The organism is Paraburkholderia solitsugae (assembly GCF_013177695.1).
In the GTDB taxonomy this organism is placed as follows: Bacteria; Pseudomonadota; Gammaproteobacteria; order Burkholderiales; family Burkholderiaceae; genus Paraburkholderia; species Paraburkholderia solitsugae.
In genome coordinates this window covers 22,714-40,032 of record NZ_WOEY01000078.1, presented here as the reverse complement: position 1 = coordinate 40,032, position 17,319 = coordinate 22,714, and the positions used below count along the sequence as shown (strand labels likewise).

At 62.9% G+C, this 17,319-nt stretch carries 15 protein-coding genes; 7 read left to right on the top strand and 8 right to left on the bottom strand.

Going from position 1 to position 17,319, the window contains the following annotated elements; all coding sequences use genetic code 11:
- Nucleotides 1-108: 108 nt before the first annotated feature.
- The 3 genes from GNZ12_RS19620 (at nt 109) to GNZ12_RS19610 (ending at nt 2,925) form a co-directional block, all read left to right on the top strand.
- Nucleotides 109-1,251 (top strand): porin, encoded by a 1,143-nt coding sequence (locus GNZ12_RS19620; RefSeq protein ID WP_172312703.1) that lies wholly within the window; start codon nt 109-111, stop codon nt 1,249-1,251.
- Between the two features lie 879 nt (nt 1,252-2,130).
- On the top strand, nt 2,131-2,352 hold the full coding sequence (locus GNZ12_RS19615; RefSeq protein ID WP_172312701.1) for a DUF1488 family protein: 222 nt from the start codon (nt 2,131-2,133) through the stop codon (nt 2,350-2,352).
- Between the two features lie 330 nt (nt 2,353-2,682).
- Nucleotides 2,683-2,925, top strand: coding sequence for a hypothetical protein (locus GNZ12_RS19610; RefSeq protein ID WP_172312699.1), 243 nt, complete (start codon nt 2,683-2,685; stop codon nt 2,923-2,925).
- 615 nt (nt 2,926-3,540) lie between these two features.
- Here the strand turns inward: GNZ12_RS19610 and GNZ12_RS19605 are convergent.
- Both GNZ12_RS19605 and GNZ12_RS19600 read right to left on the bottom strand, forming a co-directional pair.
- Nucleotides 3,541-4,059, bottom strand: a complete 519-nt coding sequence (locus GNZ12_RS19605) for a helix-turn-helix transcriptional regulator (protein ID WP_216673281.1) — start codon at nt 4,057-4,059, stop codon at nt 3,541-3,543.
- A gap of 74 nt (nt 4,060-4,133) precedes the next feature.
- Nucleotides 4,134-5,483 (bottom strand): MFS transporter, encoded by a 1,350-nt coding sequence (locus tag GNZ12_RS19600; protein ID WP_172312695.1) that lies wholly within the window; start codon nt 5,481-5,483, stop codon nt 4,134-4,136.
- A 350-nt stretch (nt 5,484-5,833) separates the two neighbouring features.
- Between GNZ12_RS19600 and tcuA the strand changes: the two genes are divergently transcribed.
- From tcuA to GNZ12_RS19580, 4 genes are read left to right on the top strand one after another with little or no spacing between them, the layout of a single operon-like run.
- Nucleotides 5,834-7,324 (top strand): FAD-dependent tricarballylate dehydrogenase TcuA, encoded by a 1,491-nt coding sequence (gene tcuA / locus GNZ12_RS19595; protein ID WP_172312693.1) that lies wholly within the window; start codon nt 5,834-5,836, stop codon nt 7,322-7,324.
- Nucleotides 7,325-7,334: 10 nt separating this feature from the next.
- Entirely contained in the window at nt 7,335-8,096 is a 762-nt protein-coding gene (locus GNZ12_RS19590; protein WP_216673280.1) for an SDR family NAD(P)-dependent oxidoreductase, read from the top strand.
- Between the two features lie 16 nt (nt 8,097-8,112).
- The gene (locus GNZ12_RS19585) at nt 8,113-8,694 is read left to right on the top strand and encodes an isochorismatase family cysteine hydrolase (RefSeq protein WP_235993814.1); all 582 of its coding nucleotides are present in this window, start codon (nt 8,113-8,115) and stop codon (nt 8,692-8,694) included.
- A gap of 46 nt (nt 8,695-8,740) precedes the next feature.
- Nucleotides 8,741-9,634 carry an aspartate/glutamate racemase family protein gene (locus GNZ12_RS19580; RefSeq protein ID WP_216673279.1) on the top strand — a complete coding sequence of 298 codons (894 nt, stop codon included), beginning with the start codon at nt 8,741-8,743 and terminating at the stop codon, nt 9,632-9,634.
- A gap of 9 nt (nt 9,635-9,643) precedes the next feature.
- Here the strand turns inward: GNZ12_RS19580 and GNZ12_RS19575 are convergent, their stop codons facing one another.
- From GNZ12_RS19575 to GNZ12_RS19550, 6 genes are all read right to left on the bottom strand, one after another.
- Nucleotides 9,644-10,579, bottom strand: coding sequence for a LysR family transcriptional regulator (locus GNZ12_RS19575; RefSeq protein ID WP_172312689.1), 936 nt, complete (start codon nt 10,577-10,579; stop codon nt 9,644-9,646).
- A 33-nt stretch (nt 10,580-10,612) separates the two neighbouring features.
- Nucleotides 10,613-11,647 (bottom strand): electron transfer flavoprotein subunit alpha/FixB family protein, encoded by a 1,035-nt coding sequence (locus tag GNZ12_RS19570; RefSeq protein ID WP_172312687.1) that lies wholly within the window; start codon nt 11,645-11,647, stop codon nt 10,613-10,615.
- Nucleotides 11,644-12,444: an adenine nucleotide alpha hydrolase family protein gene (locus GNZ12_RS19565; protein WP_172312685.1), complete on the bottom strand. Its 801-nt coding sequence runs from the start codon at nt 12,442-12,444 to the stop codon at nt 11,644-11,646. The genes GNZ12_RS19570 and GNZ12_RS19565 overlap by 4 nt, the downstream gene beginning before the upstream one ends.
- On the bottom strand, nt 12,441-13,817 hold the full coding sequence (locus GNZ12_RS19560) for an FAD-dependent oxidoreductase (RefSeq protein ID WP_172312683.1): 1,377 nt from the start codon (nt 13,815-13,817) through the stop codon (nt 12,441-12,443). Before GNZ12_RS19560 ends, GNZ12_RS19565 begins: the two co-directional genes overlap by 4 nt.
- A 14-nt stretch (nt 13,818-13,831) precedes the next feature.
- Nucleotides 13,832-15,274 (bottom strand): FAD-dependent oxidoreductase, encoded by a 1,443-nt coding sequence (locus GNZ12_RS19555; protein ID WP_172312681.1) that lies wholly within the window; start codon nt 15,272-15,274, stop codon nt 13,832-13,834.
- 109 nt (nt 15,275-15,383) lie between these two features.
- A complete protein-coding gene (locus GNZ12_RS19550; protein WP_235993812.1) occupies nt 15,384-17,186 on the bottom strand; it encodes a sigma-54-dependent Fis family transcriptional regulator in 1,803 nt (600 codons plus the stop codon).
- Nucleotides 17,187-17,319: the final 133 nt, after the last annotated feature.

The following is a 17,319-nucleotide window of genomic DNA, read 5'->3' as shown; positions in this document are numbered from 1 at the left end:
TGGTTGCCAGCCGAAGCCAGCGCGACTGTCGTTTGGCGTTTACAAAGGTTTATGTGGATATTCAATATTAATTACATAGTTATACTAACGAATTGCATTGGAAAATAAATGAAGAAAAGCAAATTCATATTCGTCGGCCTGTCGGCCATCGCGGGTTTAACGTCTGAAGCCCAAGCGCAAAGCAGTGTGACGTTATACGGCGTCCTGGACGATGGACTGAACTTTACGACGAACGCTGGAGGCCATCACGCATTCTCGATGGTTAGCGGCGACACTGCGGAAACCAGTTTCGGGCTGAAGGGCACAGAGGACCTGGGCGGCGGACTCAGCGCGATCTTCACACTGGAGAACGGCGTAAATATCAACAGCGGCGCGCTCGACGAAGGGGGGCGCCTTTTCGGCCGCCAGGCGTTTGTTGGCCTGTCGTCGCAAACCCTGGGGACGGTGTCGCTGGGACGGCAGTATGAGGCCATGGTCGACATGTGGAGTCCGTTTACGGCGGCAGGCGGCGCAATTGGCGACTTTGCCGCGCACCCGTTCGACAACGATAATGCTGACTCCGACTACCGCTTCAACAATTCAGTGAAGTTCGTCACGCCCGTGATTGACGGGTTTCAGGCAGAAGCGGTCTACGGCTTTAGCAACGCAACGAATTTCGCGTCGAACCGGGCGTACAGCGCGGGCGGCACGTATTCGATTGGCCCGCTCTCTGCGGCACTCGCGTACACCAGGCAGAACGGCGGGGGCACGTCGGCAGGCGGGGCGGTGGGCACGGATGCCGTGTTCGCGGCGGCGTCGCAGCAGAATATCGGTGCGGCCATCAAGTGGATGTTCTCGGATAACTCGAACGTTGCGCTGGCCTATTCACACACCGATGTGTACGATCCGACCGCCAATGCCTACGTGCCGAACATCGGCACGCAGGTGTGGACGTCGTGGAAATTCGACAACATCGAGCTCAATGGGCAATATTTCTTCCGTCCGGATCTTTCGGTGATAGGCGCGTATACGTTCACCCATGGCGAACTGAAGGACACCACGGGCAGCGACAGCCCGAACTGGCATCAGGTGTCGTTGATGCTGAATTACAGTCTGAGCAAGCGTACCTCGGTGTACGTAGAAGGTGCGTGGCAGCATACGAACGGCAAGACCGGAACAGGCCTGGATCTGGCCCACATTGTCGGGTCGAACGATCTTTCGTCAACGGGCAACCAGATGGTCTATCGGATCGCACTGGTTCAGCACTTCTAGACATCATGTATGGACCTGCCGCACCTCAAGGTACGCGGATTAAGCTTGAGGTGGTGTTACCAGCGGCGTCAAATTCGTCTAAAACTGACGGTTTGAAATTCACGTTGATGAAGCGATCGCGCGATGGCGGGATCAAGGGTCAAGCCGGTTCTACGCCGTGGCTGACCTCAGTGGAAAATTCGCTCAGAATGCGGCAACCACAAGGAAAGCAACGGAAAGAAGCGAAGAAAAACTGAAGAAGAACCAGGCTGTAGAGAAACCAGGCCAGAAGAAAATTAACCAAGAAAAGTTGGTTCCACGCTGTGAGTTTCACACCGTCAGGTTTTGACGACTTTCAGATCGCCAATGACACGTGGGCTACACCGCGGCTCCGAGCCGCATTGAGGGGGCAGGTCATGAACAAGTTTAGCAAGTACGTGGGCCTGGGAGCTGAGCGGCAGCGATACGACGGCGACACGCAAGCTGCGTGACATCAGGCGCAACGTCGACTGCTGGACAGACTGACATGACAAGGACAACGTCAGATTGATTCAACCCTGTCTTTCTTCGAGCTCCGTCACGAATCGTAACCGGATCGGGCCGTTGACCTGTGATGCCATCGCATCCTCGTTGACAAGGATACTCACCATTCGAGAATACCTGAAGCCTCAGATATTCTCGATATCCCGGCCGACCACCCTCATTATCTGGGGTAATCGTCCGATTCGTGTGAAATCTGGCGGTTGCCGGACACAGAACCGCTTGCAGAAAGGCTTTGCGGACTACAAGGTTTCCACGCAATCGGAGGATCCGCAAATATTTGATCGATAAGGGTTTTCCTGACAGAACCGCCAGATTTCACACGAATCGGACGATTACCCCTCAACGGACGGACGCACCGTGCTGTTCACGCTTTCGGTTCGCAACCGCGAGGTTGAATGTACTGTCACACGTGACGCACTTGAGCAGCACTTCTGGCTAACACCCGATGCCGACGCAGCGCGCACGATCAGGGCCTTTGAAGACGGGCGTGACCGTATTGTTGCGCTTGCGCGAAGGAAGTTGCTTGCGCGGTCGGCTGAACCGGTGCGGCTGACCGTCAAAGATTTCGCGCCTCGCTGAACTGGGATTCACACACGACACGCTGAACGGTGACTGTTACTAAAAACGCACGATCGTTCAGATGTTGATTCTTGGCACCTACGGCGAGGCGTTGCGCGACAAAGAGAATGGCCAATGTCAGCGTTTATCGACGCCTGAGTAATGTTTTGCAAGGAAAAACCACGAGGAACTGTTGCGTCGCATGCGTGGCCGTTTCTGTTGCGCAGAATCCGGCTGGAAGCCTTGAGTTGCCGTCGCCAGATACCCGAAAAACGCAACACTTTCAAACTGACCACATATGTTGATTCTTGGCACCTACGGCGAGGCGTTGCGCGACAAGGGGAATGGCCAATGTCAGTGTTTGTCGACGCCTGTGTTAAGTTTTGCAAGGAAAAAGCAGCAGGAACCGTTGCGTCGCATGCGTGGCCGTTTCTGTTGCGCAGAATCTGGCTCGAAGCCTTGAGCTGCCGTCGCAGGATGCCCGAAAAACGCAACACTTCCATAGGTACCACTGATGTTGATAATTTCTTTTATGACAATATCGGCGAGCCATACCGTGGTCGGGTAGTTAGCCTGGCCTTCTCGCTGACCTGACGTTGCGAGTACTTGCGCGTACCCAGCTCCGCTGACCTACCCAGCATAGTGATATTGACGGATGTTTTGTGGTTTTTCGGGCCGCCGGATCTCAGATCCGTGGTTCGAGCATTGAACAACCAGGCCGGGATGTGGTTGTCAAGACGAGCACGCCTCCTGCGCACCGGTGACTGGGGGGCAGCGGGGAAGACATCGGGCAGATTCTCCTGAAAAGGCTCACCGGCGGCGCCCGTAACAGCTCACCTTCAAGGGCGTGATTTACTCTTGATACCTGTTTCATCAATAGTAGCGGGGATACAAAAAGCGCGGTGAACGAGTCCACAGAAACCCGTTCACCGCGCTTTTCTGGATGGCGTCGGGCCGTTCATTGAACCGGCTTGCTTATGATGGTCCGTCTGAAGATCCGTAAATTTGCGCACGTTGAGCGTTCGCGCACCACGCTTTTCGAATGGCGCTGGCCCTGTAACGGTCACTAGACCACGCACGAGTTCGATGTCCGTTTCTCGAACTACAATGGCCGCTCGTCTTTCCGCCCTGGTCGGCAAGTTCCCGGCCGAAGCTGCCATTCGCCCATTGGTGTTGGCCCGTCAGCCAGGGGCAGCGACACGTCAAATCTCATAACAACGCCAAACCGCGGGCGAGCACGTCCTGATCGGCGGGGCTACAGATGCCAAGATCAAACTGGACCCCCTGGCCGAATTCATGGTCGCTCGCATGCAGCACGGCAAGCAGCGCCCGTTGCAGACGTTGCCGTCGCACGATGGCCGCAAAGCTCTCGTTCTCTCTGAAAAGCCGCATTTGTACACTACGTGCCGGCTTGCACAGGTCTGCGGCGATAGACGTCAATGACCATGGGCGCTCCGGATAGAGAAACACAGCGCGGGAAAGGGTAGCGCTGAATGAATGCCGCGGTTCGTAGAACGCGTCGCGGAGCATTTGAAGCGGCCCGGCGGGTGGAGACCGTTCGTCGATCCACCAGATAGCCGCGGCCGCTCCGGTGATATCGGGCAGCAGCCAATAGTCGATGGTCGATTGCGGCCGCAGATGGATCTCGTCACGATCGAGAGAGCGCGCTCGTCTTTGCTCGATTCGCTGACCGCCGCGCGAGCACGTGCAGTGCAGCGCGAACGGCAACGATAGCGCACGAATGACGAGCGGGCGCTTGACAACAAAGCGGATCTGCATAGGCTGCGGGTGCTGCCGGGCCGTCATGCTGTCCGGACGCCTACGTCAGTGGCCCGCTCATCGCCCGCTGGATCGACAATCCCAAGGATATCGGTCATTGGCAGGCCGGCCGTCTCCTTTAGTGCCACCGTCGAGACGATGGACAGTAGCGATGCAGCGATGATTGCGGCGGAAATCGCCCACGTGTGATGGGTCCATGCGACAAGCACTGCCGCTAGGAACGTCGCGGGACCGGAGAACAGTGCTGCGGAGAGGTGGTAGGCGATCGACAGACCGCTATAGCGGACACCGGTGTCGAACGCCTCGGAAAAGAAACTCGCCTGCACGCTGTAGGTCGCGCCGTGTCCGATGGTGATGGAAAGAATCATTGCGAGCGTCACTAGCAAGGGCGATCCGGTCTGGATAAGCCAGAAGAACGGAAACGCGACGACGCCGATCCACAGCGCGCCGCCGATATAAACCGGTCGTCTGCCGAAGCGGTCCGACAACATCCCGAACAGCGGTTGTGCGAACACATTAAGAGCGGCGGCGATCATGACGGCCACAAGCGGCACATGGATCGGCACCCCGACTTGATACGTCAGATACGAAAGTGACCACGTTGAATAGATGTAGAAGCCCACGTTTAGTGCGGCAGGCGCGAGGATGACCAGTACAAGCGTACGGTGGTAGTGGCGCCACAGCAGCGCAAGCGGCGCGGCGCGCTCCCGGTGGACGGCGCGAGTCCGTTCGAATGCGGGGGTTTCCGCAATGTTGAGCCGGATATAAAGGCCGATTGCAACCATGACGGCGCTGAGGAGAAACGGCACCCGCCAGCCCCACGCCAGAAACTGCGCTTCTGGCAACTGCGCGAACAGATAAAGCGTCGATGTGCCGAGCAGCATGCCGAGCGGGTTGCCGACCTGCGGAATCGCGGCATACAGGCCGCGGCGGTTCGGGGGCGCATATTCAATGGCCATTGTGGTTGCACCGCCGTACTCGCCGCCCACTGCGAAACCTTGAAGCATGCGCAGCACCACCAGCGCGAGTGGCGCCCATAGGCCGACCGATGCATACGTGGGCAGTAGACCGATCATGAACGTGCCGATGCCCATCACGAGAATCGACACTGCCAGCATGCTCTTGCGGCCAAGGCGGTCACCGAAGTGGCCGAAGATTGCGGCGCCCACAGGGCGAACCACCAGCGTTATACCGAATACGGCAAATACCGCCATCGATCCGGCTACCTGGGAAAAGTTCGAGAAAAACAGCTTCTCGAACACCAGTGCGGAGGCTGTTCCGTACAGGAAATAGTCGTACCACTCGGTCGCGGTGCCAATCATCGTCGCGAGTGCGACTTTTCCTGCGGCCTTTTGTGTAGAGCTCCTGCGCATCGTCTCGTCCTCTGTCGGGTTTCCATTGCGAATCGCTTCGCTACTTCCGCACGTTCGCGTCTGCTTTCGCGCGGCTTACCGCCGTGAGCGATCTACTCTATCGGCCGGCCGCACGCGGAACGAGCGTCGCGAGACGAAAGCTCTATTTGAAAAAAATGAAAGGTGCGACGCGACACGCGCCACGCTAATGAGCTTGTATCGACACCCATGCGCGGCCGACAGTCACGAGCCGTGCAAAAAATCAAAAGAGCTTTTCGATTTCACTGCCTGTACGTCGAGCGGCCACCTGGGCGACCATGGTGTCCAGACAGACGTTAGGGATCGCGGCGCAGGCTGCATAGCGAGGGGACATGGATAAATGCGATGTGCTGGTGGCGGGCGGCGGTAATGCGGCGCTCTGCGCGGCGTTAGCGGCGCGTGAATCGGGGGCGAGGGTGGTGCTGTTGGAGCGTGCGCCACGGGAACACCGTGGCGGCAACTCCGCGTTCACGGGCGGTGCGTTCCGGATCGCCTATGACGGTGTCGACGATCTCGTCAGGCTGATGCCGGACCTGCAGGACGACGAACTGAGCGGCGCCGACTTCGGTAGCTATCCGGCGACGCAGTTTTTCGAAGAGTCGGTCGCGATGAGCGGCTATCGCGCTGATGCGGACGTGCTGGAGCACGTCGTTGACCAAAGCCTCGTGACGATGCTGTGGTTGCGGGAACAGGGCGTGCGCTTCGCACCGATCTACGGACGGCAGTCATTTCGCGTCGACGGCCGACAGAAGTTCTGGGGCGGCCTGACGGTGGAGGTATCCGGCGGCGGTCTGGGGCTCGTCGAGGCACTCTATGCGCGCGCGGAGGCGGCAGGCGTGGACATCCGCTACGACGCCCGGGCAACCAGCGTCACGCGCGAAGACGGGCGCTGGCGGATTGGCGTACAGCATCCCGACCGCCACGAGCCTATCGATGCGGGCGCGGTCGTGCTCGCGACCGGCGGCTTTCACGCGAATCTTGCGTGGCGAGCTCAATACCTCGGGCATAACTGGGACCTCGCGCGCGTGCGCGGGTCGCGCTACAACACGGGAGACGGCATCGAGCTCGCGAGGTCCGCCGGCGCGGTCGCGCACGGCAACTGGACGGGCTGTCATGCAGTCTTCTATGACCTGAACGCACCCGCATTCGGCGATATCAACCTGCTCAACCAGCAGAAGAACTACTTCACGCTCGGCATTGTCGTCAATGCCGACGGGCGGCGCTTCATCGACGAAGGGCGCGACTTTCGCAACTACACCTATTCAGGCATGGGCGCGCGCGTGCTCGCGCAGCCTGGCGCGATGGCCTGGCAGGTGTTCGACGCGAAGGCTGCGGCCTTGCTGCCGGACGAGTATCGGATGAAACACGCCACAAAGGTGACGGCCGATTCGCTCGAAGCGTTGGCGGGCAAGCTGGACGGCATCGACCGCGCCGCGTTTCTCGAAACGGTCGACGCGTACAACCGCGCGATACGCGTTGACGTGCCGTTCAATCCGGCGATCCGCGATGGTCGCTGCACCGAGGGCATCGAGCCGCCCAAGTCGAACTGGGCGCAACCGCTCGATACGGCGCCTTTCGTTGCGTACGCGGTTACATGCGGCATCACCTGCACGTACGGCGGTGTGAAGGTTGACGTGCATGGACAGGTGCTCGACGAAGCCGGCCAGCCGTTGCCCGGCATGTACGCCGCGGGCGAGATGGTGGGCGGTCTTTACTACGTGAAGTACGCGGGCGGGATCGGCTTGACGGCGGGCTCCGTGATCGGCCGCACGGCAGGTGCGCGCGCGGCGTTGCGCGCACGCGAGCCGGCCGCGCAACGGTAACAGGAGACAAATGAACATGCTGCAGGAACTGCACGGAAAAGTCGCGCTAGTGACGGGTGGCGCAGGTTCGATCGGCGCGGCCGTAGTGCGCGCGCTCGCACAGGCTGGCGCAACGGTCGTCAGCGCCGACCGGACCGGGCCGCCCCACGGCGATTTGGCCGTGCCGGCCGAATGCGTCGAACTGGACGTGACGTCGAGCGGCGACGCGGCGCGCCTAGTGAGCTGCGTCGTCGCCCGTCACGGCGCGCTCGACATTCTTGTGAATGCCGCGGGCGTCGTTTCGTTCGGCGCGGCGGCGACGCTTGCGGAGTCGGAATGGAATCGCGTCATCGACATCAACCTGAAGGGCGTGTTTCTCTGCTGCCAGGCAGCGATGGCGCAGATGATCGCGCAACGCGCGGGACGCATCGTCAACATCGGGTCGGTGGTGGGCAAGAACGCGGGCAATGCGCGTCCGTGGCTCGATCCGGGCGAGCAGCAGCGCGCCGGCAATGTTGCGTATGGCGTGTCGAAGGCGGGCGTTCACATGCTCACGCTGTTTCTGGCGAAAGAACTGGCCGGGCACGGCGTCACCGTCAACGCCGTCGCGCCAGGCCCGATCGCCACGGCGATGACAGCGGTGTTTCCCGATGCGTTGCGCGCGCTGATTCCCGCAGGCCGGATGGGGACGCCCGAAGATGTCGCGCGCGCGGTTCTGTTTTTGTCCGCTCCGTCGAACGGTTTCGTCACGGGCGAAATTCTCGACGTCAACGGCGGTATGTTTTGCGACTAACCATGAGGAATCCAAATTGAACCAAACCATATATCTGCTTCTCGACATGCAGAACGATCTGGTGCACGCCGACGGCCCCACCGGCCAAGGTCCGTTGGGCGAACAGGTGCGGCTGAGCGAGACCACAGCCCGCACGGCAGAGGCATTGCGCCAGGCTCGGGTGGCCGGCGCGCTGGTCGGTTTCGTGCGGGTGGGTTTCAGCGCCCACTATCAGGAGTGTCCGCCGAACTCGCCGGTGTTCTCGGGCGCGCCGGCGGCGGGGCTGTTCAAGCTCGGTCAGTGGGGCACCGAAATTCATCCAGAACTGGAAGTGCGCGACACTGACCTGCAGATCGTCAAGCATCGCGTGAGTCCGTTCTATGCGACGACGCTTGAAGCACAGTTGCGCGCGCGTGGCGTGACTCGCATCGTGTGCTCCGGCGTGTCCACCCAGGCCGTGGTGCAGGCTGCCGTGCGCGACGCGCACGATCGCGATTACGAAGTGGTCGTGCTCGAAGACTGTTGCGCGGCACACTCGGCGCAGGAGCACGCGAATTCGATCGAAAGCATCCGGCGCTTTTGCCGCATCGAGACTTCGGCGAGCGTCACGTTCGTCTGAGCAGCGTGCGGCAGCACTTCTCCGTCAACCCCCAGGAAATGACACCATGAGCATTCGCATCTGGCATCAAAGCTTCACGGTTCTGTCCGACCTCGGTCCGTATAGCGACGCGCTGCGGGAGCACTTTCGCGCCGTCGCGCGGCCGGACACCGAAATCGTCATGCACGGCATGGCGCAGGGTACGTACCGCACACATTACCCCGGCGACGACATCAAGTATGCGTCGCTGCAGTTCCTGCATGGGCTGCAGTTTCTCGCCGCAGGTGTCCGGGCCGAAGAGGAGGGCTTCGATGCGTATGCGATCAGCACGCTGCCGGAGCCGGCGCTGCGCGAGACGCGCTCGCTGCTCGACATCCCGGTGGTTGGCTACGGTGAATCGGCGATGCTGCGTGCGTGCCAGCTTGGCCGGCGCTTCGGCGCGCTGGTGTTTATTGACGAACTCGCCGAACTGGTCGCTGACAACGTAGCGCGCCTCGGACTCGGCGAGCGCTTCGCGGGCGCGCGTCACGTTGGTTTCGGGTTCGCGGACGTGCTGGAAGCGTTCAGCGAGCCGTCGCGGTTGATTGCAACGTTCCAGGACAGTGCGCGCCGGCTGATCGCGCAGGGCGCGGAGGTCATTATTCCAGGCGAAGCACCGCTGAACGTCTTGGTAGCGCGCAATGGCGTACGCGAGGTGGACGGTGTGCCCGTGATCGACTCGCTCGCGGCATGGATCAAGGATGCAGAGTCGCTGGTCGATCTGCGCCGTACATCGGGCCTGCAGGCCTGCCGGCGCGGCTATTTCTCGGCGCAGCCCGACAAGGCGCGGGTGCGCGAAGTGCTTGCGTTCTATGGCCTGGATGGGTTGCATGCCATCCGCGGTCAGCCTGCCGACCAGACGTCGAGCCCGGGGCTGCCGGGCGCGGCGCCGCATGATTGGGCTGTGCAGCCGGGTCGATGAATGGGGCGCTCAGCGACTGCGCTGCACGGGAATCCGCTCGCGATGATCGGGGCGGCTCTGAGGCCTCACCACGTCGAGCAGGAAGTCGCTGAACACTTTCACCTTTGGCGACACGAAGCTCGATTTTGCGGACACCAGATGGAACACCCGCCCGCCGTGCTCCCATTCGTCGAAGATCGTGGCGAGATTGCCGCACGCGAGTTCGCTGCGCACAAACAGGTCGAGCACGCAGATCAGGCCGAATCCCTGGCTCGCGGCGTTGACGAGCGCGTCTGAACTGTTGAACGAGAGCCGCCCGGCGGGGCGCACGACGGACTCTTCGCCGTCGCGCGCGAACAGCCACGGCTGCAATGTAGGACGTCCGTCCGGAAAAAGACCGAGGCAACGCGACGGATCGAGGTCCGACGGGTCCGTCGCGCGGAGTTCTTCGACCACGTTGGGGCGGCCGCACACGACATAGCTCGCTGCGTAGAGCGGCCGGGCGACCAGGTCCGAGTCTTCGACCGCGTCCATGCGGATCGCTATGTCGATGCCGCGCTCGATCAGCGCGTGCGGCTTGTTGGTCAGGTTCACGTTGACCGACAGACCCGGATGCTCCGCGAGCAAAGACGGCAGCGCCGGCAACAGCAGCGCCTGCCCGATCGCGATCGGGGCCTCGACGTTCAGCGTGCCGCGCACCTCGGCGTGCGCTTGCGCGGCTTCCTGTTCGGCGGCGAGCACGTCTTCTAGCAACACCTTGCAGCGCGCGTGGAAGCGCTCGCCGGCGTCGGTGAGGCGCAGATGCCGCGTATTTCTCTGCAGCAGCGTGACGCCCAGATGCTTTTCGAGGTTGCGAACGCACGATGTCACCGTGGCGTTCGCGAGATTCAACGACTCTGCTGCGCGCGAAAAGCTTCCGCACTCGCTCACTCTCGCGAATACTTCCATTGCCCACAGTCTGTCCATGCTGCTTCTCTGCTGGTTGGGGTGTTGGGGGGCCTACCGCGATCCAGCATCCGCGCAGCGCGCCGCGTCGATGCGGGCGATCAGCGCGGGCACGAACGTGTGCCAGTCGGCGACGATGCCAAGGTCCGCGGCACGGAAAATATCCGCGTCTTCATCGTTGTTGATCGCGACGATCCGCGTTGCACTACCGATGCCGGCCAGATGTTGCGGGGTGCCCGAGATGCCGACCGCGACGTACACTTCGGGACTCACGAACTTGCCTGACTGTCCGACCTGATGCGTGACCGGCACCCAGCCCGCATCGACGGCGGGCAGGCTGCCGCCAACCGCACCGTCGAGCCGGGTCGCGAGCTGTTCGAGCAGCGCGAAGCCCTCGGCGCCCTGCATGCCGCGTCCGCCGCTGACGACGACGCGCGCGGTCTCGACCGGCCGCCGCCCGGCGTCGGCCGGTAACAGGGTGATTTCGTCGGCGTCGTGCGGCACGCTCGCTTCTTCGCGCAGCACCGTGGCGCCTGGCACAGCAGAGGGTTTATTCGCACTCCCTGGTTGCGCGCGCAGCCCGCCGAACCAGGGACCGGTTCTGGCCTGTACCCGTACGCTCGCGCGCCCGCCGAAGACGGTCCGGTGCGCGTGCGCGCCCGGATGGTCGAAGCCGAATTGCTGGATGCGGCCGAATGCGACACCGCCGCATGCGGCTGCGAGCCGCCCAGCGACTTCTTCACCGAGCGCGCTGGCGGGTGCGCACACGAAGTCGTGCGGCCCGAGCGCCTGCGCGGCAAGCGTGCGTTCCAGCACGCTTGCGAGGTCGGCCGCCTGCACGGGCGCGCGCAGATCGGGCACGGTCACGGCCACGATGGTGCGCAGCGCAAGCCGTAGCAGCGATTCGACGAGCTGCGGGTCGTAGCGGCGCGTCACGCACACGGCCAGCACGTCGGGCGGCCCGGCCTGCGCCGGCGCGCGCGCGAAAGTTTCGTTGAGCACGTCTTCAGCGTGGCGCGCGAGTTCGTGCGCGTCGTCGCGCTCGGCGATCAGCAGGGCGATGACACGGGGAGTCGGGGAAGGGGTCACGTTGGGCTGGCCGTACAAAGGAGTTCAAGGACCGCATTCAGCTGGGCGTCGAGGCCTGCCGATGCGGGCAGCCGCACGGCACGGGGGCGGTTGGCTTCGGCGGCTGAGAGCAGTAGCGCCGGGGCGACGCGCGCGGCGGCCGTGCCGTCGCTGCCGGCGTTGCTATTGCAAGCGACGCGGTCGATTGCGAGCTTCTTCGCGAGCATCACGTTCTTCATCAACGGATGGCGCAGGCGGTTGCTGCGCGCGTTAGTCAGTGTGACCACGCACGCATCCGGCACACGCACTTGTTCGGTCACGTCGGTGCGGGTGCGCAGCGCGCGCAGCGTACCGTGCGCGTCGACGCGCAGCTCTTCGGCCATCGCGATCAGGCTGGCGGCTGCCGCGCGCGCGAGGCATGCGCCGAATGCGCCGTCGTCCAGATCGCCGAATTCTCGGCCGGTCAGCCAGAGCGTGCCGGCGTCTGCGTCACGCAGGCCGGCGGCGGCCTGGCGCGCGAACGCCGTGACGTCCCAGCGCACCGCCTGATCGATCGCAAGCAGACCTACCTGATCCGGCTTGTGTGCGGCAACTGCCCGCATCAGTCCCTCCGCGCCCGGCCCGTCAGGCATGTAGACCGCAAGCGTGGACGAAGGCATCGTTTCGCGCAGCCGCAGCGCGACTTCGAGTGCGGCGTCGTCAAATGGACTCAGCTTGCGCGCGATGCCGTCGAGCATCTCGGGTCGCCGCAGATAGTCGTGCGGCGGCAGTGGCCATTTGGGATCGAGAATGCCGCCAAGCAGGGCACAGATCTTCATGCGAGCCTCGCAGTGCTGCATGCGCTGCGCGCGGCGAGGCGGCCGAAGATTGCCGCCTTGCCGAGCGCGGTGCCCGTCATGTAAGCGCCGCCATGGAAGCCGCCGATCACCTCGCCCGCGGCGAAAAGGCCGTCGAGGGTCTCGTCGAACACGTTGACCACAGCCATCGTGGCGTTCACGCGCAGGCCGCAATAGGTACCGAACACGGCTGCCGTGGACGGGTACGCGTAGAACGGAGCCTGCTCGATCCGGCACAGCGCGCCGTGGCGGTGGACGAGGTGCGTACGGCCGAATGCCTCGTCGTGGCCGGCATCGATTGCGGCGTTGTAGGCGGTGACCGTATCGCGCAGCGTGTCGGCCGGCACCTCGATCAGTTGTGCCAGTTCGTCGAGACTGTCGGCCTGGATGAACAGTCCTTCGTCGAGGCGGCGCTGAAAATCCAGAATACGCACGCGGTCGTCGCCGCTGTCCATCACGCGCTGATCGAGAATCTGGAACGTCGCGCCGTAGGGCTGGCGGATCGCCGCATCGCCGAGCAGCTTGTACGACACCGACTCGTCGACGAAACGCCGGCCGTCCTGGTTGACGGCGATCGCGCCCTTGTACACCGCGAGGCAACTGTGATGATTGGTCTCGTCGAGCGGATGCTTGCCGTAGGTCCCTTTGATATAAGCCATATCACGCAGGTCGGCGCCGAACTCCATCGCCATCTTCAGGCCGTCGCCCACGTTGCCGTCGCCGCCGATGAACACGGCGTCGTCATATTGCGGTGCGAAGCGATGGACCATTTCGGCGTTGCGGCAAAAGCCGCCGCTCGCGAGGATCACGCCGTAGCGCGCAGCCAACGTGTGGCGCTCGCCGTTGATGCTTGCCTGTACGCCGGCAAATCGACCCTGGGCGTCACGGATCAGGCGGTGCGCTGGGGCGTTCAGATGCACCGTGACGCGGTCGGTGGCCGCGCACGCGCGCGCCAGTTGCCGCACCGCGTCGGCGGGATCGACCGAATGCACACGCGGCACCGACTGACCCGACGAGGTTTCAATTGACGGACCGAACACGACGCCGTGATTGCGCATCCAGTGATAGGTATCGAGTTGATGATCGACGTAGGCGCGCACCAGCGTTTCGTCGTTGTCGAACTGGCCGACTTCGCGCAGGTCGGTGAACAGCAGTTCGTCGCTGTCCTCAACTTCGTGCGCGCGTTGCAGATCGGTGCCCGCGAACGCGAGACAACCGCCGCTCATCGCGGACGAACCACCGGTTTCGGGCTGCTTTTCGAGCAGGGTCACGGCGAAGCCGGCCTGCGCCGCTTCGAGCGCGGCGCAAAACCCTGCCATGCCGCCGCCGATCACAAGAAGGTCTGAGGTCATCATGGGATACTCGCCGCTCACTGACGGTTGCCGATGGTTTCGCCGGCCAGCTTGCCGAACACGATGCCTTTGAGCACCGACGTTGCGCCGGTGTAGTTGCCGTAATACATGCCGACCGTTTCGCCCGCGGCGTACAGACCGGGGATCGTTGCGCCATCGGTGTTCAGCACGCGCGCGGCGGCGTCCACCTTCAGGCCGCCAAACGTGAATACGTTCGCCGAGATGATCGGGTAAGCGAAGTAGGGCGCGCGATCCAGCGGCAGTGCCCAGTTCGACTTGCGCGGCTCGACACCCAGGGTCGAAAGCCCGTCGGCGACGAGTGGGTCGTAGTGTCCGTCGCGGCATGCCGCGTTGTACGTGGCGACCGTGGCGACGAGCGCATCCGCGGGCATGCCGAGTTTTTCTGCCAGTGCGTCCAGGCTCGACGCCTCGATCGCCGGCTGGTCGGTGCGGATCGCGAGGCGGTAGTTCGGGATGTCTTTCACGCGCTGGTCGAGAATGACGTAAGCGATGCCTTCGTCCTGCTTGTAGATCCGGCGTGTGACGCGCTCGTACCATGCGTCGACGGTGCCGGGCGCTTCGTCGGTAAAGCGGTGGCCGTGTTTATTGACGAGAATCCCGTAGGGAAACACGAACACGGACGGCTCCGATACCCCCGAGCGCGGATCGACCGGCTCGGCATGGTAACTGCCGAATTCACCGCACGGCGCCGCACCGGCGCGCAGGGCCATTGCGATGCCTTCGCCGCGGTTGTAATAGCCGCCCTTGCAGACGGGGCGAAGATAGACCGCACGCGGTCCGAGATACTGCGCGAGCATCTCGGGGTTGCCTTCAAAGCCGCCACTCGCGAGCACCACCGCGCCGGCATAGCGGCGGCGGCCCGCATTGCGCTTCCACGCGGTAATGCCGGCTACCGCGCCCTGAGTGTCAAAGATCAGGTCGCGCGCAGTGCATTCGTAGTGAAACGTGACGCCGAGCGCTTCCGCTTGCGCGGCCAGCGCTTCGACCATCGCTTCGCCGCCACCCACAGGCAGCAGTCGTGGCTGCGAGCGCGTCAGGAATTGCGTCGGCAGGAACTCGAAGCGCATGCCCATGCCGCGCAGCCACTGTACGGCCGACGGCACCTGGGCTGAGAAGGTCGACAGTACCTCTGCATCGGCGATGGCGAGCGCCTTGGTGATCTGCGACCAGGACGCGCGATCGAGCGTCATCTCCGCCGTCAGGTCCGGGTCCATGTAGCGGCTGCCGTTCTCGGCCAGATGCTCTTCGAAGTCGTCGGACACCTCGTCAAGGCTCTTCATGCGCAGATACGCCTCGGTGTAACGGCTTTGGCCGCCGCGCTCGTCGCGCGTCGCACGCTCCAGCACGCAAACGTTCAGTCCGCGTTGCGCCGCGCTCACGGCGGCCGATAGCCCCGCGACACCACAACCCACCACCACCACGTCGAAATATTCGTCCATATAGATCCTCGTCCTCGCGATTGAACATGCGAGTTGAGAATAGGGGGCGCGGCGATCGCGGTATAGCGGGTCGCGGCGAATTCGCCTTTCGGGAAAGACGAAAGGTGCACTAAACGCGGCCGTTTCGCTTCACACGATAGTCGAGCTGCGCGCGCGTCAGGCCTAGCAGCGAAGCGGCCTTCGAGATGTTGCCGCCCGCTTCGGCCAGCGCCGCGTTGACGAGCGCGTCCTCGACGTCGGCGAGCTGCGTGTTCTGCTGACTGATCGCAACACGCGCCCATTCGTCGAGCGTCGTGGGCATCGGCGCGGCGGTGCCGGACGCCGGCGGTTCTTCGCCGACCGTCAGCGTACTGCTTTTCACGAGCGTCCCCATTTCGGTCAGGCGCATCAGACTCGAATTTCCGAGCGTCGTGTCGACGCTGAAAAGATGGCGCAGGTCCAGCGATTCGCCGTCGTCAGCGAGAATGATGCCGCGCTCGATCACGTTCTCGAACTCGCGGATGTTGCCCGGCCATTTGTGATTGAGCACGGCCTGGAGCGCGCGCGGGGTGATGCCTGGCACGTGCCGCCCGTGCAGCGCGGAAAGCCGTCGGATGAAATATTCGATCAGCAGCGGCAGATCGTCTCTTCGTTCGCGCAGCGGCGGAATGTAAATCGGAAACACGTTGATGCGATAGAACAGGTCTTCGCGAAAGCGTCCTTCCTTCACCGCCTGCGGCAGGTCCTCGTTGGTGGCGGCCACGACGCGCACGTCGAGTTTGATTGTGCGCGTGGAGCCGAGCCGCTCAAACTCCCCGTTCTGCAGCACGCGCAGCAGTTTGCCCTGTGCGCTGAAGCTGAGGATGCCGATTTCGTCAAGAAACAGCGTGCCACCGTTAGCGGACTCGAAGCGGCCCGGGCGCGATTCGGTGGCGCCCGAATAGGCGCCGCGTTCGACACCGAACAGTTCCGATTCGATCAGTTGCTCGGGAATTGCCGCGCAGTTGAGTTCGACGAACGGCTTGTCGATCCGCGTGCTCCAGCGATGCACCTCGCGCGCAACGGCACTTTTGCCGACACCGCTCTCGCCAGACAGCAACACGGTGGCCCGCGTTGTGGCAACGCGCCGCACCTTGTGCAGCACTGACGTAAAGCTGGCCGACGATCCGATGAGACCCGCCTGCGACGGCTCCGGATGGGCGTTTGCGGGCGGCGGCGGGGAGAGGCTGTCCGCAGTCGCCATCCCTGCTGGGACTGAGACGCGCGTTTGCTGCGCTGGCGTGAAGCCCAGATAGTGTAGATCCTCTTCGGGATCGTCCCAGCTTTCGACCGGTTTGGCGATCACGCGGCACTTGGTCTGCCCCATCGCGCGGCATTCGACTTCACGCGCGAGAATGCGCTTTCCCATGATCTTGCTGAGAAAACCAGACGTATACCCGATCCCCATCCAGCACGCGGACTCATGGCCGACGCCATGGTTCGCGATATGGATTTCGTCTTCGAAGCCGTGATTCCAGAAAAATTCGGAATAGCAATAGCCGCGCGTACTGTCGATTTCGATGTGAACCGGCTCCGCCTGCACGAAGCCCTCGAGCGCGTGAAGCTGCGCGCCCGCTGCAATGATATCGAGTTGCGACTGATGACTGCGCACCTTCCACGCCAACTCCGCATCGCCGGAGCCAGCTGCGTAACCGAGCCGTGTGAACATCCGCCGCGCCGCTTCGAGCCCGAGTGAATCGACCAGTTCGCGTCGCAGGGCACCCAGCACGTCGACCGACAGAAGCGCCATGCGGCGGTCCTGCAGCCAGATCCGACCCTCGACCGGATTGAAATGCAGTTGCTCGGCGATGTCGCTGAAGTCCATCGCGTCGAGCAGGACGAATTCTGGCGGCAGCGTGCAACCCGTTGTGTTCCGGTCGATCGTTTCGTCCATGTGTTTACCCCTTGCCTGCGATTGCATGTTAGTTGCAGGCACAACCTTAAACGCTTGCTGCCGGCTGCGTAATTCATGAAATCCCGCGGTCGCCCGGGAGCGAGGCGGTGTGCATTCATCATTTTCTGAATCG